Source organism: Salinispora sp. H7-4, from assembly GCF_013416675.1.
GTDB lineage: Bacteria > Actinomycetota > Actinomycetes > Mycobacteriales > Micromonosporaceae > Micromonospora > Micromonospora vitiensis.
In genome coordinates this window covers 60,368-80,772 of sequence record NZ_JABZED010000003.1, presented here as the reverse complement: position 1 = coordinate 80,772, position 20,405 = coordinate 60,368, and the positions used below count along the sequence as shown (strand labels likewise).

Below are 20,405 nucleotides of genomic sequence, written 5' to 3'. Positions count from 1 at the left end.
ACGGCTTGTCGTCGGAGCCGCTGTTCGCCGAATCCGTCCTCAGCCCTGTAGGAGGACCCCGATTGTTGCGAGGCCGACGATGGCGGCGGCGGTGACCAGGAGCGCCGTTGTCATTCGTGAAGGTCCCCGGCGAGCCAGCCGGCCGACCGACAGGACCAGGACGACGAGTACGAAGGCACCGATGACGAGTTGCCAGAACGGCAGGAGTAGCCCGAGCAGCGCCTCCTCGGCCAGCACCGGGGTCGCTGTCAGCTCGGCCATGCAGACACTCTCCCACGGATGAGCGGTTCCGGTCTTCTGCACGGTGTCGAGTGGTGGCGGCGGAGGTGGGTGCTGCCGTCGGTTGGTGTCAGTGATGGATCTTGATTTGCCTTCTGCGGGGCGACCGCGTAACTTTCTCTTTGCACGCGGGAAGCCGGGCAAACCGGCAGAGAGCGGGTACCAGGGCCGTGGCGACTTCGCCGAGCGGGGCTGGAGCGCGGGCGGTGTGAGGCGCTTCCGGAGACGGAGTTGCAATCACGAAGCCGACCGGGTAGAGTACTGAAGCCGGCAGGAGCCGGGCGGATAGCCGCGAAGCGGATGTCGGCCGGTCTGTCGATCCCCACAACAGTAACGACCGCCAAGTTGGCGTGCGTGATTGTGGGTCGGCTAAGACGAGTTTGTCGCCTGAATGGTCAGGTTGACGATCGCGGAATAGTCCGGGTAGTTTAGAGCGGTTGCCTCCGGATGGGCCCTTTGGGGTTCGGATGGTGTGTGGTTGTTCTTTGAGAACTCAACAGGGTGTTTGGAAAGCCAGTGCCGTTTTGGTCTGGGTTGGCCTGCTGTTTGGTGGGTTGGCTTGGGCTTGAATTTGGCAGCAAATTTTTGTTTGTTGCTGGGATTTTCTTCAAGTTTTTGTTGGAGAGTTTGATCCTGGCTCAGGACGAACGCTGGCGGCGTGCTTAACACATGCAAGTCGAGCGGAAAGGCCCTTCGGGGTACTCGAGCGGCGAACGGGTGAGTAACACGTGAGTAACCTGCCCCAGGCTTTGGGATAACCCCGGGAAACCGGGGCTAATACCGGATATTACTGGCTGCCGCATGGCGGTTGGTGGAAAGATTTTTCGGCTTGGGATGGACTCGCGGCCTATCAGCTTGTTGGTGGGGTAATGGCCTACCAAGGCGGCGACGGGTAGCCGGCCTGAGAGGGCGACCGGCCACACTGGGACTGAGACACGGCCCAGACTCCTACGGGAGGCAGCAGTGGGGAATCTTGCACAATGGGCGGAAGCCTGATGCAGCGACGCCGCGTGAGGGATGACGGCCTTCGGGTTGTAAACCTCTTTCAGCAGGGACGAAGCGTTTGTGACGGTACCTGCAGAAGAAGCGCCGGCCAACTACGTGCCAGCAGCCGCGGTAAGACGTAGGGCGCGAGCGTTGTCCGGATTTATTGGGCGTAAAGAGCTCGTAGGCGGCTTGTCGCGTCGACTGTGAAAACCCGTGGCTCAACTGCGGGCTTGCAGTCGATACGGGCAGGCTAGAGTTCGGTAGGGGAGACTGGAATTCCTGGTGTAGCGGTGAAATGCGCAGATATCAGGAGGAACACCGGTGGCGAAGGCGGGTCTCTGGGCCGATACTGACGCTGAGGAGCGAAAGCGTGGGGAGCGAACAGGATTAGATACCCTGGTAGTCCACGCTGTAAACGTTGGGCGCTAGGTGTGGGGGGCCTCTCCGGTTCTCTGTGCCGCAGCTAACGCATTAAGCGCCCCGCCTGGGGAGTACGGCCGCAAGGCTAAAACTCAAAGGAATTGACGGGGGCCCGCACAAGCGGCGGAGCATGCGGATTAATTCGATGCAACGCGAAGAACCTTACCTGGGTTTGACATCGCCGGAAATCCTTCAGAGATGGGGGGTCCTTCGGGGCCGGTGACAGGTGGTGCATGGCTGTCGTCAGCTCGTGTCGTGAGATGTTGGGTTAAGTCCCGCAACGAGCGCAACCCTTGTTCGATGTTGCCAGCGCGTTATGGCGGGGACTCATCGAAGACTGCCGGGGTCAACTCGGAGGAAGGTGGGGATGACGTCAAGTCATCATGCCCCTTATGTCCAGGGCTTCACGCATGCTACAATGGCCGGTACAATGGGCTGCGATACCGTGAGGTGGAGCGAATCCCAAAAAGCCGGTCTCAGTTCGGATCGGGGTCTGCAACTCGACCCCGTGAAGTCGGAGTCGCTAGTAATCGCAGATCAGCAACGCTGCGGTGAATACGTTCCCGGGCCTTGTACACACCGCCCGTCACGTCACGAAAGTCGGCAACACCCGAAGCCGGTGGCCTAACCCTTGTGGGGGGAGCCGTCGAAGGTGGGGCTGGCGATTGGGACGAAGTCGTAACAAGGTAGCCGTACCGGAAGGTGCGGCTGGATCACCTCCTTTCTAAGGAGCGCCATCCGTCGAAGGGCGGTATGGAGCCTCGGTTGCCTGTGTTGGGTGATGGGGTGCTCATTGGTCGGAGACACTGGCTAGTCGGTTTTGGCAGCGGTTTGATGCTCTTGTACACGCTCTCTTCGGGGGGTGGTTGGAAGGGGTTGATGATGCGGCTGGGGTTGGCGATGAACACCCTGTTGGGTCCTGAAGGAATGACCGTGTGGTTGTTTCTTGGGCTGTTGTTCCTGTGATGCTGCCGGTTGGTGGTGTTGTGGGGGTGGCGGTGTTGCCTGGCGTGGCTTGTCTCGTATACCGGATGCTGGTTTTGCCTCTTTTGGGGGGTGGGGTTGGTGTTGCTGGTGCGGGGTGGTGGTTGCGGGTTGGTTGTTTGTTGAGAATTACACAGTGGACGCGAGCATCTTTGTGGTCAAGTTGTCAAGGGCGAACGGTGAATGCCTTGGCACCAGGAGCCGATGAAGGACGTGGGAGGCCGCGATAGGCCTGGGGGAGTTGTCAACCGAGCTGTGATCCCAGGATGTCCGAATGGGGAAACCCGGCATCAGTCATGTGATGTCACCTGCACCTGAATTCATAGGGTGTGTGGGGGGAACGCGGGGAAGTGAAACATCTCAGTACCCGTAGGAAGAGAAAACAATTGTGATTCCGTGAGTAGTGGCGAGCGAAAGCGGATTGAGGCTAAACCGGCTGCGTGTGATACCTGTCAGGGGTTGCGTGGTCGGGGTTGTGGGACCCTGCGGCACGGGCTGACACTCGTGTGGGGAGTTATAAAGCTGGTGGTTAGTTGAACAGTCTGGAATGGCTGACCGTAGACGGTGAAAGTCCGGTAGGTGAAAGCTGCCAGTCTCCTGTGGGTGTTCCCGAGTAGCGGCGGACTCCTGTAATCTGCCGTGAATCTGCCAGGACCATCTGGTAAGCCTAAATACTTCCTGGTGACCGATAGCGGATAGTACCGTGAGGGAATGGTGAAAAGTACCCCGGGAGGGGAGTGAAATAGTACCTGAAACCGTTCGCCTACAATCCGTCGGAGCCTTTAGGGGTGACGGCGTGCCTTTTGAAGAATGAGCCTGCGAGTTAGTGGCATGTGGCGAGGTTAACCCGGGTGGGGGAGCCGTAGCGAAAGCGAGTCTGAATAGGGCGTCAGAGTCGCGTGTCCTAGACCCGAAGCGGAGTGATCTAGCCATGGGCAGGCTGAAGCGTGGGTAAGACTGCGTGGAGGGCCGAACCCACCAACGTTGAAAAGTTGGGGGATGACCTGTGGTTAGGGGTGAAAGGCCAATCAAACTCCGTGATAGCTGGTTCTCCCCGAAATGCATTTAGGTGCAGCGTCGCGTGTTTCTTGCCGGAGGTAGAGCACTGGATGGTCTAGGGGGCCTACAAGCTTACCGAAATCAGCCAAACTCCGAATGCCGGTAAGTGAGAGCGCGGCAGTGAGACTGCGGGGGATAAGCTTCGTAGTCGAGAGGGAAACAGCCCAGATCACCAGCTAAGGCCCCTAAGCGTGTGCTAAGTGGAAAAGGATGTGGGGTCGCATAGACAACCAGGAGGTTGGCTTAGAAGCAGCCATCCTTGAAAGAGTGCGTAATAGCTCACTGGTCAAGTGGTTCCGCGCCGACAATGTAGCGGGGCTCAAGCACACCGCCGAAGCTGTGGCATTCACGCGTGTACTTCGCATGGCCTTTGGGTTGTGTGTAGGTGTGTGGATGGGTAGGGGAGCGTCGTGCCGGGGGTGAAGCAGCCGAGTGATCGAGTTGTGGACGCGGTGCGAGTGAGAATGCAGGCATGAGTAGCGAATGAAGGGTGAGAAACCCTTCCGCCGGATGACCAAGGGTTCCAGGGCCAGGTTAATCCGCCCTGGGTGAGTCGGGGCCTAAGGCGAGGCCGAGAGGCGTAGTCGATGGATAACGGGTTGATATTCCCGTACCCGCGAAGGAGCGTCCCTGATGAACCTCGTTGTGCTAACCATCCGAGCTTGGTGTGGTCTTCGGACTGTGCTGGGGGAGCGTGGGAACCTGGCGGGTAGTAGTCAAGCGATGGGGTGACGCAGGAAGGTAGCTGAGCCCGGCCGGTGGTTGTGCCGGGGTAAGCGTGTAGGCTGTGTCGTAGGTAAATCCGCGGCGCGTGTGGCTGAGACGTGATGCCGAGCCGATTCAGGTGAAGTCAGTGATCCTATGCTGTCGAGAAAAGCCTCTAGCGAGTTCCGAGCGGCCCGTACCCTAAACCGACACAGGTGGTCAGGTAGAGAATACCAAGGCGATCGGGTGAACTGTGGTTAAGGAACTCGGCAAATTGCCCCCGTAACTTTGGGAGAAGGGGGGCCGGAGACGTGAAGGCACGTGCTGCTGGAGCGTTGTATGGCCGCAGAGAGCAGGGGGAAGCGACTGTTTACTAAAAACACAGGTCCATGCGAAGAAGTAATTCGATGTATATGGACTGACGCCTGCCCGGTGCTGGAACGTTAAGGGGACCTGTTAGTCTTTCGGGGCGAAGCGGAGAACTTAAGCGCCAGTAAACGGCGGTGGTAACTATAACCATCCTAAGGTAGCGAAATTCCTTGTCGGGTAAGTTCCGACCTGCACGAATGGCGTAACGACTTCCCCACTGTCTCAACCACAGGCCCGGCGAAATTGCATTACGAGTAAAGATGCTCGTTACGCGCGGCAGGACGGAAAGACCCCGGGACCTTTACTATAGCTTGACATTGGTATCCGAATTAGCTTGTGTAGGATAGGTGGGAGCCGGTGAAGTGTGCACGCCAGTGCATGTGGAGGCAATCTTGAAATACCACTCTGGTTGGTTTGGGTATCTAACTTCGGACCGTTATCCGGTTCAGGGACAGTGTCTGGTGGGTAGTTTAACTGGGGCGGTTGCCTCCTAAAGGGTAACGGAGGCGCCCAAAGGTTCCCTCAGCCTGGTTGGCAATCAGGTGTTGAGTGTAAGTGCACAAGGGAGCTTGACTGTGAGACTGACGGGTCGAGCAGGGACGAAAGTCGGGACTAGTGATCCGGCACTGGCGAATGGAAGCGGTGTCGCTCAACGGATAAAAGGTACCCCGGGGATAACAGGCTGATCTTCCCCAAGAGTCCATATCGACGGGATGGTTTGGCACCTCGATGTCGGCTCGTCGCATCCTGGGGCTGTAGCAGGTCCCAAGGGTTGGGCTGTTCGCCCATTAAAGCGGTACGCGAGCTGGGTTTAGAACGTCGTGAGACAGTTCGGTCCCTATCCGCCGTGCGCGTAGGATACTTGAGAAGGGCTGTCCCTAGTACGAGAGGACCGGGACGGACGAACCTCTGGTGTGCCAGTTGTCCCGCCAGGGGCACGGCTGGTTAGCTACGTTCGGAAGGGATAACCGCTGAAAGCATCTAAGCGGGAAGCCTGCTTCAAGATGAGGTATCCCACCCACCTTTGGTGGGGTAAGGCCCCCAGCTAGACGACTGGGTTGATAGGCCGGAAATGTAAGCTCGGTAACGGGTTCAGTTGACCGGTACTAATAGGCCGAGGACTTGACTACTAAGCTGCTACGCGTCCACTGTGTAACTCTTGGCAAGCAAACATTGCCTGTGGTGTTGGGTGTGTTTGATATGTCGATAAGTGTTACGGCGGTCATGGCGGAGGGGAAACGCCCGGTTACATTCCGAACCCGGAAGCTAAGCCCTCCAGCGCCGATGGTACTGCACTCGGGAGGGTGTGGGAGAGTAGGACACCGCCGGGCAAAACTTCAGTTGAGGGCCGACCCCATCAGGGTCGGCCCTCAACGCGTTTCCCGCCGAACAACACCAGCCAGCAACAGCACCAAGATGCTATGGGCCCGCCGCCGGCAGCGTGCCCGACTACCGGACTTAGGTGACACATCGGTTTCCGGACCACCCGGACTTCGGGGAGCCTGGCGGTTACCGACCGCACCCGGTTCTTTTGCCTCGCCGTCGTGGTCCGCCGGATCGCTGGCCGGTGCCATGTGCTCGGCGGGTGGCCGAAAACGCTCTGCAGCTGCCGGCGACAACAGCGGTTCGGCCACGGGACGTCGGCGCCCTGCGCGGTGGTTGTCGATGACGGCGCCGACCCGTTCCCCAACCTCGGTAGCCCAAGGAGAGGGCCCTGCCGGCGTGATGCCGACAGGGCCCGGTCAGTTCCGGTGGGTGCGGGGGATCAGGAGGGTTCCGGGCCGCAGATGAAGCGTGGCTCCGCGGCGTAGCGCCAACTGAACTTCTCCCGCTTCGCCTCCTTGCCGTTCTTGTAGAACACCCGGTAGGCGCTCTGGCTGAACCCGTCGCTGCCGTTGGCGGCGATGCAGTCCGGGCCGGGCTCCAGGTAGACCGTCTTCGGCTTGGTGATGTTGCTGCGGGGGCCGTACTCCGTCTTTACCTTGTCCCAGATCTCTGTACTCCAGATCGAGACGGTGATCTTGTTGGACGTGTAGGAGGTGTCGATCAGGAGTCCGTACTCGGTGTTGTTGCGGAATTTGAAGTCGAGATCTGGGTAGAAGATCGTGGACTCAATGACCGCCGGATAACGGCTGAAATAGTACGAGTGGGGCTTGTGCTCGACATCCTCCAGCCCCGCGTAGTAGGTGGCGTTGAAAAGCGTCGTGGTGAACTGCGAGACCCCGCCCCCGACCCCCGGTACGAGCTTGCCATTGAGGATGACCGGAGCGTCCTGGTAGCCCTTCGCGTAGTTTCGTTCGCCGGTGTGTTTGTTCAAGGAGAACGTCTCGCCGGGCAGCACCAGCGTGTTGTCGACGTCCTTGGCCGCAGTGATGATGTTCTGGCTGCGGGGGGAGGAGAGCCCGCCGGGGAACTGGGTGGTGAAGGTCGACACCTTCTCCTTGATGCCCAGGCCGGCCAACTTCTCCGTGGTGAGCTCCGGCTTCTTCGTTTCGAGCGTGCCGGTCACCCGGCGGCCGTCCGACTGCGGTAGGACCGCGAGCAGGGCCTCCCCGAGGTCGTCGGCATCCAGTTCCTTCCCGTCCTTACTATCGATGATCTTCGGCTTGCCGTTGGTGAGCGTCATCCGGGCATTCTTCGGGGTCACCTCGACCTTGGCCAGGTCATCGCCGAGTGCGGAGCGGAGTCGTTTGACGTCGACTTTCGCCGACAGCGTGCCGGTCTCGTCGGCGGTGAACAGCAGGCTCTTCGCGATCGCCTCCGGCGGAATGCTCACCGAGCCCTGGTCCGTCGTCAGGGCTACCGGGGCCGCCACGGCCGGCTTCGCCAACTCGGTCACCAGCCGGTCCACCTCCTCGGCGGTGGTCACCGGGTAGGTCTCGACCAGTGGAACGGTGACCGGGTCGCCACTCAACCAGCCCTCCCGAACCGCCTGCGCGGAGTGCTCCGGGTCGAGCTCCAGGCTGGGCTTCGGGTGGGTTGCCTTCGGCGTGAGGCCGCTCCAGGTGATGCCGGGCATGGTCATCTCGCGGCCCTGGTCCCCCAAGACCTCCTCGAGTGCCGCGTCGAGCTTCTCCGCGTCCACCGTCACCACCGGTGGCACCGCGCGGGAGCCGGCGAGGCGTTCGAAGACATGCGCCTCCACCTGCATGGCGGCTCGCACGGTGGCCTCCACGTCAACCCGGAGACCCATCTCGGCCGGCACCAGTTCCGCAGCCTGTTGACCGACGACCACCGGCAGGGGGGCGGTCAGCATGGCGGTCTGTTGTTCCACCGCCGCGTGCAGCCGCTCGACCGCGGCCGCCTGGCTCTGACCGCCGAGATCGGTGCCGAGGACCGTCGTGCCACGGGGTATGTCACCGGCGTACGCGAAGGTGCCGATGCCGACTGTGGAGGCGAGCACCACAGTGGCGACCCCGGTGGCGAGCAGCAACCAGGCCCGGCGGGCCCGCCCCTCGCCCGGCGGAAAGGACCACTTCCCACCGGGAGGAAAGAACCTTTTGCCGCCAGTTAGAAAGGCCCACTTCCCGCCTCGTTGACGGGTGGCGGGTTCCGCCTCCTCAACGGGCCACTGCACCGCGGTCACCTGCACGGTGGGCCGGTCGTCGGCGGGCAGATCTTTGTCGCCGTACAGGGTCACAGTCACCTCGACTAGGGGCGTCGCGCTCGGGCGGTTATCACACCCGGAAGGAAACTACGGTAACCAACATGTGCCCGTAGCGGCAGGCCGTGTCCTGCGTCGCGTGTCGCGTCCTCCCGATCCTCGCGGGTCAGTCCGGACGTGCAACGGCGGCGGGTAAGGGTGCCGCCCAGCATCGCCCAGCGGGGGGTTCCGTACGGTGGGGTCCATGCGGGAGGACGAGGCGGCCCTGGCGTACGGCGGTGGTTGGGTGGACCGGGCCGGTGCCCTCCGCGCCGATCCGGAGCGGCTGGCGCAACTGTTGGGCGGGGCAGACACCAGAGTGCTGCCGTTGTGGCAGGACCACTGCCTGGTCAACGAGGCGGTGCCGGTGCAACTGACCGGCGACGCAGCGGAGCGGGCCCGCGCCGCCGCGGCGGAGACGGTCTTCCTGGGGTTCGCGGCCGGGCGGGCGGTCTTCGCGGTGGACCTCTCCGAGCTCACTGAGGACGCCGCACTGGCGGCCGCCGGGGCGACGCGGGTGGTGGGGGTGCGCGCGCTCGTCGGGCGGCTCAGCCCGGCCGAGGCGGCCATCCAGGGGTACGCGCGTGGTCTGCTGCACTGGCACCGGCAGCAGCGGTACTGCGGTGCGTGCGGTGCGGCGACCAATGTCCAAGATGCCGGGCATGCCCGGCGGTGTACGGATCCGGACTGCGCCCGGCTGTACTTTCCCCGGATCGAGCCCGCCATCATTGTGCTCGTGGAGACAGCGGGCTCGCCCGGCCGCTGCCTGTTGGCCCGGCACGCCGGGGCGGCCGAGAACGCGTTTTCGACCCTCGCCGGCTTCGTCGAGGTGGGGGAGACGCTGGAAGACGCGGTCCGGCGCGAGGTGGCTGAAGAAGCGGGCGTAGTGGTGACCGACGTGGCGTACCAGGGGTCGCAGGCCTGGCCGTTTCCGGCGGGGCTGATGGTGGGCTTCCGCGCCACCGCCGAATCCGACGAGATCCGGGTGGACGGGGTCGAGCTGCTGGAGGCGCGCTGGTTCACTCGCGCCGAGTTACGTCAGCGGGCGGCGACAGGCCATCGGCTCGGCCGGCCGGACTCGATCGGCAACCACCTGCTCAGCGGCTGGCTGGCCGAGGACGAAGCAGCCGGTTCAGCTCCCCGCTGACGCCCGCCGTGGCGCCGGCACCCGCGGGTCGGCACGCGCTGGGGTCGACCGCCACGTACGGAGCGTCATGACCAGGGTGATGACCACGGCGGCTCCCAGGGTGGGCCAGAGCAGCCCGGCGATGGTCCGTGGCGCGGTCCACAGCACGACCGTCGCCAGCAGGACGCTGCCCACCCACAGCGGCGCGGCGGGCCAGCGGACACCAGTGGCGACCGCCGCGTTCAGCAGGACGAAAACGACGGCCCAGAGCGCTCCGACCGCGGCGAAGAGCGGCGCCAACGGGCCCAGGTGGGTGTAGTCCGGGCCGCCGGCGAGTTGGAAGGCCAGGGTGCCGGCGAACGTCGAGCCGAGAATCAGCAGTACGCCGCAGCCAGCGGTCACGGCGAGCGCGACGGCTCGACTGAACCGATCGTCGCGGGCCAGCCGGGGTAGGGCGAGCACGGTGGCCACCTGCGGCGCCCACAGTGCGCCCTTGGTCAACACCGTCCCCACCGCGTACCCGCCGGAGTCGTCGACCGGCAGGAGCTGACGGGCGAGGAAGAGGTCCACGTACGAGACGACGAGCATGGCGAGCATCGCGGCGCAGCCGGTCAGGATCTGGCCGGCATCCAGCGGTGGCGCCGTGGAGGGGGTCCGCGGGGCAGCCGACCGGGCCAGGGCGGCCAGCCCGACCGGGGTGAGCGCGGCGGTCCCGGCGCCGAGCAGCAGGGATCCGGTTAGGCCGGCGTCCAGCAGGAGACCGACCAGCACTCCGCCGTACCGGCCGGCGGCCAGCAGTCCCATGGCGATGGCCAGTCGAACGAACCGTTGCCCGCCCTGGAGCTCCCCCAACGTCCGGCAGGAGAGCACGATGGCGGCCGTGGTGACCGCGGAGAGGAGGAGCACCTCGACCGGAAGACGCAAGCCTTTGACGAGTAACGGGGTGGCGAGAACCAGGGCGGACGCGCAGAGGGCTGCGGTCAACAGGGCTGCCCGGCGGGTCGGGGTGGGACCGTGCCGCGCGTGGTGCACGGCGACGGCGAGCTGCAGGCCGAACCCCGGCACGCTCGCGATGGCGATCAGGCCGAGCGTGGTGGCGAGCGCGCTGAGCTCGGCGGAGTCGAGCTGGCGGGCGGCCAGCACCGGGGCCAGGTAGGCGAGTCCGTTGCCCAGCAGCCCCGCGGCGGTCACGGCCAGGCCGGCGGTGCCGAGTGCCCGGACGCCGGCGCTCGGGGACCGCGTCCCCGAGCCGTCCACATCGTTGGTTCGCCGGCTCACACGGTTCCCGAGGGGTTGGATTCCCGCCGGGCGGTGTCCGGGGTGACGCCGCCGGGCGACGGCACGGGCACATCCACCGCCGACGGTACGGGTTCGGGGCGCTGGGGAGCGCGGTGGACGGACCGGCCTCGAAGGCAGGTCGACAACCAGAGGCAGCCGAGGGCGAGAACCATCAGGAGCTGCGGAAGGGCGGCGGTGTGCCGCTGCGTGGCGTCCAGGTACGCCCAGCCGGCGAGAAGGACGAGGCCGGCGGGAAGCCAGGACTCGACGAACCGGGGGGCGAGCCGTACCCAGTGGGGGTCGGTTGGCCGCGGTTCGCGCAGCCTACCGGGGAGGGCGAGAAGGACTCCGGCGGCGACGAGTGCCCCGCCGGCGAGGCCGCCGAGCAGGATCAGGGCGGTCGCGCCGACCGCCAGCAGGGGCAGGGAGCGGGGGGCCCGGCGTCGCGGTCGCCGGGTCGGACGGGTCGGGCTGCCGCCGCGGCGTTCGGGGAGCAGTGCGAGGAGCACGACGCCCAGGAGCAGGACGCCTCCGGTCAGGAGCGCCACCTGGTACGGGCGGTCCGGGGTGAAGCGGAGGACGACCTCGCCCGCCGCGCCGGCGGGTAGCACCCAGCCCTGCTGCCAGCCGTCAACGACCATGGGGCGCAGTGGCTCGCCGGCGAGCGTGGCCTGCCAGCCCCGGTTGGTGTTCTCCCGCACCGCGAGTACCCGTTCGCCGGCATGCCCAGCGACCTGTACCCGCCGCTCGGTCGCATCCCAGGCGGTGACCTCGAGGGCGCTCGGGCCCAGCACGTCCGTGGGCTGCTGCTGCGGTACGAGAGCGACCCGGGTCGGCGTGGCGAACTGGCTGGCGGCGGCGACGAGGCGGTGTTCGGCGGCGTCGAGCGGTAACTCGGTATCGGTGCCGCACGGCTCGGCCGGCACCTCCCGCAATTCCAGGAGGTCCCGCATCGTGCCGCGTAGGGCGGTGGTCACGGTCTCTTCGCCGACCGTCAGCGTTGGACCGGAGCCGCAGTCCAGCGTCAACGGTGTGTCCAGATCTACCGGGCTGGAGGGGGCGCCCGGAAGCACCGTGAGCTCGCCGACCGCGATCGGCAGCGGCTCGGGCAACCGAAATCCGTACGGATCGATGCTGGTGACGGCGGGCTGGTCGAGGAACTGGATGGTGAGCTCTTTGGTGCGGATCGGCGGATCCAGCGTCAGCACACCGTCCTCGCCGAGCAGGCCGCCGCGGATGCCATCGTCGGCGATCACCCGTACGCTACCGAGCCGGGTGGCCGCCACAGCCGGGTCGACGGCGAACCGAAGGCCGTCGATCACCTGGGTCTTCAGCCAGGTGAGGCGCAAAATCGGGGCGTCATCGCTGATCGCCGGTGACCAGCTGGTGGCCGGATCCCCGTCCCACACCGCGCCGGGGCGGCGGGTCGGGTGCGGGACGCCGGTTGACGAGGCGCTTACCTCGGGTGCCAGGCCCAGCGCCTGTGCGTCGGTCACCGCCTCGTCCAGGACTGCGTGCAGGGCGGAGCCGTCCATCGGGCGGGCCCACAGCTGCGGGTCGTAGGTCCCGGCAGCGGGCAGGATGAGCGTACGGTCGATCGTGCGTCCATCCTCCGAGCCGCGGATCGCGTTGGTGGAACAGTGCGGCTGCCCGTCCACCTGGAAGCAGGCGGGCGTACGGGGATCCGCGGAGACGACGACGGCCGGTGGGTGGTCGGTGGCGGGTGCTTCCGGCAGCCGGAGAGTCCGGCTGGTCTCGACGCCCGGAATGCTGATTTCGGAGATCCCCACCACCCCGGCACCGAGTGGGCGGAGGGCGAAGGTGTCGTCGATGGCGATGTGGACGCGTCGGGTGGCGTGGATACCGTCCAGGTCGAAGATCATGCGATCGCCGAAGCTCTCCACGGTCTGGCTCTCGTACCCGGCGGTGACGGTCACCGTGGTCGGCACGACGTCCGCCGTCAGGTCGAAGCTGAGCTCCACCCTGGTGACGTTGGTCGGGTTGTCCAGGGTGATCTCTATCCACTGTCGATCGCCACGGTGGTGCGGAGCGGACTGCCAGGAGGTCGTCGGGTCACCGTCCATGGCCGCGTACGGCTGATGCTCGGAGCGGTTCCCGCCCGGAATGTCGACCTGTGAGTGTGCCGTAGCTGCGCGGATCGCGCTGATGCCCTCGAACTCGGCCACTGTGAACCAGTCCGGGGCCCACTCGGGCAGGTAGTCGTGCGCGGGGATCGACGGCGCGAGGGGCTCGTCGGCGGTACGGGTGTGCGAGGCGTTGTCCTGGGACCGACCGAAGGAGACCTCGCGGCGCCGCAGTCCGTCGGTCATCGCGATCGGACCGTAGCCGTCGCCGGCTTCCGCGTCGCCGGCTTCCGCGCTGGCATCCGCGTCACCGGCCAGGACCGTGGGGGCGGGGCTCAACAGGCCCGCCGCAGCGAGGTCGAGTAGGGACTCCGGGCCACCGACGACGGTCGCGACATCCCTCCGGTCGTAGGCGACGACCGGTTCCACCCGGCGGTTGACCTGGTAGACCTCGAGCGCCCGTCCGGGCACATCGAGCCCCTGGTCGCGCCGCTCGTCCACCGCCTCCGGCCCACCCCGGACCGGGCCGAAGGTGGTGACCCGGGTCAGCCCCGGTGAGCGCTGCAGGGCCTGGCGAACCACGGCGGGGCGGGTCGTGTCGGAGCGACCGTGGTCGAGGTCGGCGCGGAACAGGACGTGGCTGACCCCGGAGCGGGCGAGGAGGTCGGCGAGGCCCGCCGAGCCGGCGCCGGAGCTGAGCGTGGCCTCGATCGCGTCCAGGAGTCGGATAGTGGTGGGCGGGGTGAAGGGGATCGAGTTGCGGATCGCCCAGCTGCTCTCCAGCAGCGGTTGGACGATCTCGTCGGTGGTGCTGCCCCAGTCGTAGGCGGGACGGCGGGCTCCGGGGACGACCAGCACCCGTCCCGGACCGGTGTTCGCGTCCAGCCAGTCGGCGGCTTCCTGCCAGTATCGGGGTACTTCCCGCGCGCTTCCCGGAGTGGCGAGTCCGCCGACGATCGCCGGGCTGGCGACCGCCGCGACCGCCGCCATGGTCACGCCGGTGGTGATCCAGGCCCGCGCGACAGCCGGCCGGCGTCGTGCGGCGGGCGCGGTACGAGCTGCCTGCCCGACCAGGCCAACCAGGTGGGCCAATCCGAGTACCAGTGGTAGCCGGAGCAGGACGTCGAACTTGTGGGTGTTCCGTAGCGGGGCGCCCACCCCGTCGAGGAACTGTTGCTGTCCTCCGGTGAGGAGATTGGGGAGATCACTGGCGTGTCCCAGCCCGACCATCGCGGCGCCGAGCACCAGGCCGGTGATGAGGAAGCGGCGGTGCGGCATCCCGCGCCGGGAAAGCCCCAGTACACCCAGGGCGGCGACGGCGAGCGTGGCGAGAATCAGCCCAAGCTCGGTGGCCAACCGGGCGCCGCCGGGGATGGCCTGCTCGACCGGGGAGGCCAGGTACGCCACCCAGTAGGAGGTGCCCCGGAGCGTCGTCACGGCGTCGGTCACGCTGGTGGTGCTCTGGGCGGTTTCGATGTAGTCGAGAAACGGCGGGCTGTACCGCCCGAGAATGAGCAGTGGAACCAGCCACCAGGCGGTGGCCAGGGCGACCGCACCGCACCAGGCGGCGATTGCGGTGATCCGGCGGCGGACTGGTGCCAGGGTGGCGAGCCAGAGCAGAGCGAGCGGCACCACCGCGAAGACGGCGGTCGCATTGACCCCGCCCGCACAGGCCACGGCGAGTGCCGACCCCGCGACCGCCCGACGTAGGGGCGTACCTCGGGCGAGGCCGACCAGGGGGATCAGTACCCACGGTGCCACCGCGCTGGGCCAGGATTCGACCGAGGACCAGCCGAGCTGGGTGAGGATCCGGGGTGACAGGGCGAAGGCGATGCCAGCGATCATGCGTCCGGCGGGTGAGCCGATGCCGAGGCTGCGGGCCAGCCGCACCACACCCAGGTAGGCGACGCAGAAGAGCAGCGCCCACCACAACCGTTGGATCACCCACGGTGCCAGGCCGAGCTCCGAGCCCACCAGGAAGAACGGGCCCATTGGCCAGAGGTACCCGTAGGCCTGGTTCTGCAGTTGGCCGAAGGTGCCGGTGGGGTCCCAGAGGTGCAACGAGCGGAGTAGCCACCCCGCGGGATTGACGTTCAGGTCGACCTTGGTGTCGGGGACGATCAGCCCGGGTGCCTGCTGGAAGGCGAGAGCGGTGAGGACGACGCAGATGGCGAGGTGCCGGAATCTCTGGTTCAGCCGTCGGGCTCGATTCGGCCGTGCGCCGGCGCCACTGGTCACCTCTGCACGCATGTCGCTCCTGTTTCGCCGGTGGTACGGGTACCGGCAGCCGGCGACGGTCGAGCGACGTAGCCGGGACCGGGGGTGGGTGGGGCGGCGGCAACGGGTGATGTGACGAATATGGATGGATGGCTACCCCCCCACGGCGTGTAAGCGTGTGGCAGGCTGCCGAGCATGTCAATGCCAGAGGCTAGGGCTGTGGCACCTGGAGAGCCCACCGCGTCGATGTCCGACCAGCCGAAAGCGTTCGTTCGACGGTTACGTCCGGACCAGGTCGGAGCGGTGGCGATAGCTCTCATCGTGGTGTCGGTCGCCTGGCGGGCCGGCCTCGCCGCGCGGGGCTGGTTCTCCCAGGACGAGTTCGTGCTCGCCGCCCAGGTCCTTGACGCCCGGTTGGACGCGGACTTCCTGCTGCGAACCTTCAACAATCACCTGATGCCCGGCGGCCTGTTGACAGCGTGGCTGATGGTGCGGCTGGCCGGTTTCGCCAGCTGGCCCTGGGTGCTGATGCTGGCGGTGGGACAGGCGGCGGTGGGCTTCGCCGTCTACCGGCTGCTGCGCGACCTGCTGCGGCCGGGCTGGGGCTTGTTGGTCCCGTTGGCCCTCTTCCTGTTCAGCCCGCTGACGCTGGAGGTGTCGTCGCTGTGGCTGGTCGGGCTACTCCTGTTGCCGGTGCAACTCGCCCTGGTCCTGGCGGTGTGGGCGCAGGTCCGGTATCTGCGTACCGGCCGCCGCCGGCACCTAGCGATGGTCGTCCTGTGGCTGCTGTTCGGGCTGCTGTTCGACCCGAAGGCGCTGCTGATAGCGCCGCTGTTGTTCCTGCTGACCATATTCTTGTTTACCGACGGTTCGCCGTGGCGCAGCCTGGTCACGGTGGTGCGCCGGCACTGGCGGGTCTGGCTGTTGCTCACCGTGCTCTCCGGGGCCTACCTGGCGTTCTACCTGACCCGACCGGCTCGTGCCCTGGACCAGGTGACCTCGCCCGGTCAGGCTTTCACCTTCCTCGGTGACCTGGTCGGTGCGACCGTCGTGCCGGGCCTGCTCGGGGGTCCGTGGCGGTGGACCTACGCCGGTGACGGGCCGCCGTTGGTGGACCCCTATCCGGTGGCGATGTGGCTGTCGTGGCTGGTGCTGGCGGCCCTGATTGTGGTGACCGTCCGTCGGCGCCGGTCGGCGGCGCGGGCCTGGCTGCTGCTGGCCTCCTACCTCGGCCTGGTCGCGGTGCTCTTCGCGGTGACCCGCCTTGGTGGTGCGCTCGGCCCGATGGTGGGCACGGTCCCGCGTTTCGTGGCTGATGTGGTTCCGGTCGCCGCGATCTGCGTCGGGGTAGCCCTGTTCGGGCTTCGGGATGCCGGCGAGCAGGACCGGTACGTCCCGCGGCCGCTACCGGGGATTCCGTGGGCGCTCGACTCGTTCGCGGTTGGTCGGGCGGCGATCGCTGTCCTGGTCGCGGTCGGGCTCGGTACGGTGTGGAGCACCGTCACGTTTGGCGACAACTGGAGCACCAAGTACGGCCGGGAGTACCTCGCCACGGCTCAGGCCGAGCTGGCCGCCGCGCCACCGGACACCGTTTTCCTCGACACGATCGTCCCTGATCGGGTGGTGTCCGGCTATTTCTGGCCGGACAACCTTCAGTCCCACTTTTTCCGACCGGCGGAGCACCAGCCAGAGTTCGTCGAGGTGGCCGAGCTGCCGTTGACCTTCGACGCGGAGGGTCGAATCCGTCCGGTCCGGATCGACGGAGTCAAGGTTCTGCCGGGCCAGGTGCCCGACTGCGGGCACCTGGTGGAGAGCGGTCGTACGACTCAGATTCCGTTGGCAGCACCGGTTGCGGAATGGCCGTACGTGGTGGAGTTCGGCTACCTGAGCTCCGGCGACGCGACCGTGACCCTGCGCCTGGGCGAGGCCACCCGGGAGATCACAGTGCGGAGTGGACTGAACCAGCTGTATTTCCCGCTGCCCGGTGCGGGGGACGCCATCGAGGTCACCATCAGCACTCCGGACATCTCCCTCTGCACGAGGTTGATCACCGTCGGGCGGGTGGTGCCGGCGTCGTGAGTGGGTGACCGACCGGCCGCACGGGCCCGGGTGGTTCGAGATCGGCTCCTGTTGTACGCCGTCGCGGCGGTGGTGACGGCGATAGTGCTCGCCCCACTGGCGGCACCGGGCTACGTGTTGCGCTATGACATGGTCTTCGTGCCCCGGCAGCCGCTGACCTGGGACCTCGTGGCGCCAGCGCAGGGCCTGCCGCGGGCGGTGCCGATGGACGCCGTGGTCTCGGTGCTCACCCAGCTTGTCCCGGGCTGGGTGGTGCAGCGGATCGCGCTGGGCGGGGCGGTCCTGCTGGCGGCGGTCGGTGCCGCCCGCCTGGTGCCGACCGAACGGATCGGGGTTCGGCTGCTCGCCGCGGTCGGCTACGCCTGGACGCCGTACCTGGCCGAGCGGTTGTTGATCGGGCAGTGGGGCCTGCTGGTCTGCTACGCCGCCCTGCCGTGGCTGGTGCGGGCGGGGTTGGAGTTGCGGGCCGGGCGGGCCGGCGCGGTGCCCCGCGTGCTACTCGCCGCCGCGCCGGCTGCGATAACCCCGACCGGTGGCCTGATCGCGTTCGGTGTGGTGTCGCTGCTCGCACCGCAGCGGGGACGTTGGCGGGGATCGACGATCGCGGTGGCGGGGGTCGCCCTGCTCAACGCCCCGTGGGTGACCGCTGCCCTGGTGACCGACGCGGGCGGCGCCTCCGACCCGGCTGGGGTGGCCGCCTTCGCCGCTCGGGGCGAGAACTGGGCGGGTCCGCTGGCGGCGCTCGCCGGTACCGGGGGCATCTGGAGCGCTCAGGCCACTCCGGCGAGCCGCGCCCTGCCCCTGGTGCCGCTGGTGACCCTGGCGCTACTGGCGCTGGCCGGCGCGGGGTTTGGCCTTCTGCGGCGGCGGATGCCGCCGGGCGTCTCAGCCCGGCTGTTGGTGCTGGCGGGGGCCGGTTTCCTGCTCGCCGCGCTGGGTACGGCGCCGGGGACCGCTGATGTACTGCGGTGGGCGGTGGCGGAGCTACCGGGGGCCGGGCTGCTTCGCGACGGGCAGAAGTTCCTGGCGCCGTACGCGCTGCTGCTGGTGGTGTGTGTGGCGCTGGGCGCCGAGCGGCTCGTGACCCGGGTGGAGCGGATGAACCGGGATGTGGCGGGGGTGGTGCTGGGTGGCGTGCTGCTACTGCCGGTCGCAGCCATGCCGGATCTCGCGTTCGGCGGCGCGGGTCGGCTGTGGCCGGTCAGTTATCCGGCGGACTGGCCGGTGGTAGCGGGGCGACTGGCCGCCGACCCCGGTGGGGAGGTTTTGGCGCTGCCGTTGAGCGGCTACCGCGCGTACCCGTGGAATGGTGGGCGGACCGTTCTGGACCCGGCCCCGCGTTACCTACCGGCGACGGTCCTGATCGACGACACGCTCCGGGTCGGCGACGTCGCGGTGATCGGTGAAAACCCGCGTCTGCAGGAGATCCGGCAGCTGATCGGGGCGGGACGGCCGGCGGCGGAGACGGGGGTGCGCTGGGTGTTGGTCCAGCAACACCGCGCGGACCAGGTGGATCCGGCTACCCTCGCCGGCCTCGAACCCGTGCACCAGGGGGCGGTCCTGGCCCTGTATCGCAACCCAGCCGTATCGCCGAGCCCGGTGCTGGCCGCCCCGGCTCGGTGGGCGGTGGTGGTGGCACTGGCTGTCGCCGTCGTGGTGGTAATCGCTGCCCTGTTTCGGCGGTACGCCGGTGGGCTACTGCGTGGTAACCTCCGCTCCGAGGTTCAGACATTGGAGGATTGGCATGCATAAAGCCGTGACCCTGGTCGTCACCGGCCTGATGGCGGCGGTGCTCGGGATGCTGTCTCTCGCTGGGCTGGCAGCCGCTACGACCGCCACCGAGGAGGAGGCGGTCGCCAAGGCTGAAGAGCTCATCGAGAAGGCCAAGCAGGCCAACGAGCCGGACCCCTACACACCCGCGATCTACGGCAGCAGGTAGGACGGGGCGCCCCGTGAACGCGTCTGACGGGGCGACTCCGCGCTCTCCAGTAGAGCGGCGAACCGCCTTCCGGCCGCCGGCCAGGTAAAGGTCGCCGCGTGCTCCCGGGCCGCCGTACCCAGCTGTTGCCGTAGCTCGTGGTCGTGCAGGAGGGTCCGCACCTTCGCCACGTAGTCGTCCACGTCCTCGGCGAGAAGCCCCGTGTGGCCGTCCACCACCGCCTCGCCCACGCCGCCCGCGCTGCGGAACGCGACCGTCGGGGTGCCCGCCGAACCCGCCTCCACGATGGTCAGACCCCACCCTTCCTTTAGGGACGGGGTCAGTGCCACCCAGGCCGAGGCGAGGAGGGCCGCTTTCTCCTCCTCCGTCACGTATCCCCGGAACTCCACCCGGTCGGTGATGCCCAGGTCGTTGGCGACCTCGCGGAGCTGCCCCTCCCACCAGCCCTGGCCGGCGACGACCAGCCGCAGCTGCGGCAGCTCATCGGCGAGGGTGGCGACCGCCTGCAACGCCACCTCGACGCGCTTGTGCGGGACCAGCCGGTTGAGCGTGACGAGCAGCGGGGAGGCTGCGCGTTCCGCGTCGGTGGGCGGGAGCGGCGGGGTGCCGTTGTGTACCACGGAAATCTGTTCCGCGGGTACGCCGAGCTGGATCAGCTCCTGACGGGTGGCGTCGGAGACGGTGATGTGGTGGCAGCGCCGGTAGACGAATATGGCGAAGGATGACTCCACCCACCAGCCAAACCGAGCTGCCCATGCCGGAAGTACCACCCCCCATTGCTCTCGGTGAATGTGGTGGATGAGCTTGACGATCGGTCGACGAGCCCACAGTGGGGTCATGAATGGCAGGCCGTTGCAGACATCCACGAGCGCGTCCGGTCGGCCGCCGTGTCGGCGGGACAGGGGGCCGATGCCGAGGGCGCCGGCGAGATAGCAGACGGCGGCCCACAGGTAAACGGTGTGCCGTCCACCGCGCCTGACCAGCCGAATCCCATCCTCGTTTACCTCGTCGGGGATGCCTTGACGATGCGCGGCGCAGAACAGCGTGACCCGGAAGCCGCGGGCTACCAGCTCTGCGGCAATCCGCTCAACGTATACCTCGGATCCGCCGCCTTCGGGGTTCCGGGTGTCCCGCCAGTTGAGGAACAGCACATGTCCGGCGGTGGCGGAAAAGTGCTCCACGTGATCCCTACTCTCGAGTAATTAGCGCCACACTAAAGCTCGAGAGCTGTCTAGG

Annotated in this window: 9 protein-coding genes and 3 rRNA genes; 7 read left to right on the top strand and 5 right to left on the bottom strand. The window is 67.0% G+C overall.

Translation table 11 applies throughout. The features are described from left to right. Positions 1-39 precede the first annotated feature (39 nt). Positions 40-261 carry a hypothetical protein gene (locus H0524_RS02240; RefSeq protein WP_018216643.1) on the bottom strand — a complete coding sequence of 74 codons (222 nt, stop codon included), beginning with the start codon at positions 259-261 and terminating at the stop codon, positions 40-42. A gap of 633 nt (positions 262-894) precedes the next feature. Between H0524_RS02240 and H0524_RS02235 the strand changes: the two genes are divergently transcribed. From H0524_RS02235 to rrf, 3 genes are all read left to right on the top strand, one after another. Further along, a 16S ribosomal RNA gene (locus tag H0524_RS02235) occupies positions 895-2,410 on the top strand. Positions 2,411-2,826: 416 nt separating this feature from the next. Next, positions 2,827-5,933 (top strand): 23S ribosomal RNA (locus tag H0524_RS02230). 84 nt (positions 5,934-6,017) lie between these two features. Continuing rightward, positions 6,018-6,134: ribosomal RNA gene (gene rrf, locus H0524_RS02225) — 5S ribosomal RNA — on the top strand. The 16S, 23S and 5S rRNA genes sit together here, the layout of an rRNA operon. A gap of 434 nt (positions 6,135-6,568) precedes the next feature. On the opposite strand, the gene H0524_RS02220 is transcribed toward rrf, so the two are convergent. Continuing rightward, positions 6,569-8,449 (bottom strand): VanW family protein, encoded by a 1,881-nt coding sequence (locus H0524_RS02220; protein ID WP_180197182.1) that lies wholly within the window; start codon positions 8,447-8,449, stop codon positions 6,569-6,571. Between the two features lie 202 nt (positions 8,450-8,651). Between H0524_RS02220 and nudC the strand changes: the two genes are divergently transcribed. Next, entirely contained in the window at positions 8,652-9,593 is a 942-nt protein-coding gene (nudC, locus tag H0524_RS02215) for an NAD(+) diphosphatase (RefSeq protein ID WP_180197181.1), read from the top strand. Here the strand turns inward: nudC and H0524_RS02210 are convergent. Next, positions 9,579-10,850, bottom strand: a complete 1,272-nt coding sequence (locus H0524_RS02210; protein ID WP_180197180.1) for a lipopolysaccharide biosynthesis protein — start codon at positions 10,848-10,850, stop codon at positions 9,579-9,581. The genes nudC and H0524_RS02210 overlap by 15 nt on opposite strands. Further along, the gene (locus tag H0524_RS02205) at positions 10,847-15,184 is read right to left on the bottom strand and encodes an alpha-(1->3)-arabinofuranosyltransferase family protein (protein WP_180197179.1); all 4,338 of its coding nucleotides are present in this window, start codon (positions 15,182-15,184) and stop codon (positions 10,847-10,849) included. The genes H0524_RS02210 and H0524_RS02205 overlap by 4 nt, the downstream gene beginning before the upstream one ends. Before the next feature lie 213 nt (positions 15,185-15,397). Here H0524_RS02205 and H0524_RS02200 point away from each other — a divergent pair, with 213 nt between their 5' ends. From H0524_RS02200 to H0524_RS02190, 3 genes are read left to right on the top strand one after another with little or no spacing between them, the layout of a single operon-like run. Next, complete coding sequence (locus H0524_RS02200; protein ID WP_255435775.1) at positions 15,398-17,230, top strand: hypothetical protein; 1,833 nt, start codon at positions 15,398-15,400, stop codon at positions 17,228-17,230. Then, positions 17,231-18,982 carry a hypothetical protein gene (locus tag H0524_RS02195; protein ID WP_180197178.1) on the top strand — a complete coding sequence of 584 codons (1,752 nt, stop codon included), beginning with the start codon at positions 17,231-17,233 and terminating at the stop codon, positions 18,980-18,982. Next, positions 18,975-19,169, top strand: coding sequence for a hypothetical protein (locus tag H0524_RS02190; RefSeq protein WP_026322543.1), 195 nt, complete (start codon positions 18,975-18,977; stop codon positions 19,167-19,169). The genes H0524_RS02195 and H0524_RS02190 overlap by 8 nt, the downstream gene beginning before the upstream one ends. Here the strand turns inward: H0524_RS02190 and H0524_RS02185 are convergent. Further along, positions 19,154-20,350, bottom strand: a complete 1,197-nt coding sequence (locus tag H0524_RS02185) for a glycosyltransferase family 4 protein (RefSeq protein WP_180197177.1) — start codon at positions 20,348-20,350, stop codon at positions 19,154-19,156. The genes H0524_RS02190 and H0524_RS02185 overlap by 16 nt on opposite strands. Between the last annotated feature and the right edge of the window lie 55 nt (positions 20,351-20,405).

What these genes read in the sequence shown, in the direction of transcription:
- H0524_RS02240 (WP_018216643.1), bottom strand. Translation starts at nt 261, where the DNA reads ATGGCCGAGCTGACAGCGACCCCGGTGCTGGCCGAGGAGGCGCTGCTC.
- nudC (WP_180197181.1), top strand. Translation starts at nt 8,652, where the DNA reads ATGCGGGAGGACGAGGCGGCCCTGGCGTACGGCGGTGGTTGGGTGGAC.
- H0524_RS02205 (WP_180197179.1), bottom strand. Translation starts at nt 15,184, where the DNA reads ATGCGTGCAGAGGTGACCAGTGGCGCCGGCGCACGGCCGAATCGAGCC.
- H0524_RS02200 (WP_255435775.1), top strand. Translation starts at nt 15,398, where the DNA reads ATGTCCGACCAGCCGAAAGCGTTCGTTCGACGGTTACGTCCGGACCAG.
- H0524_RS02190 (WP_026322543.1), top strand. Translation starts at nt 18,975, where the DNA reads ATGCATAAAGCCGTGACCCTGGTCGTCACCGGCCTGATGGCGGCGGTG.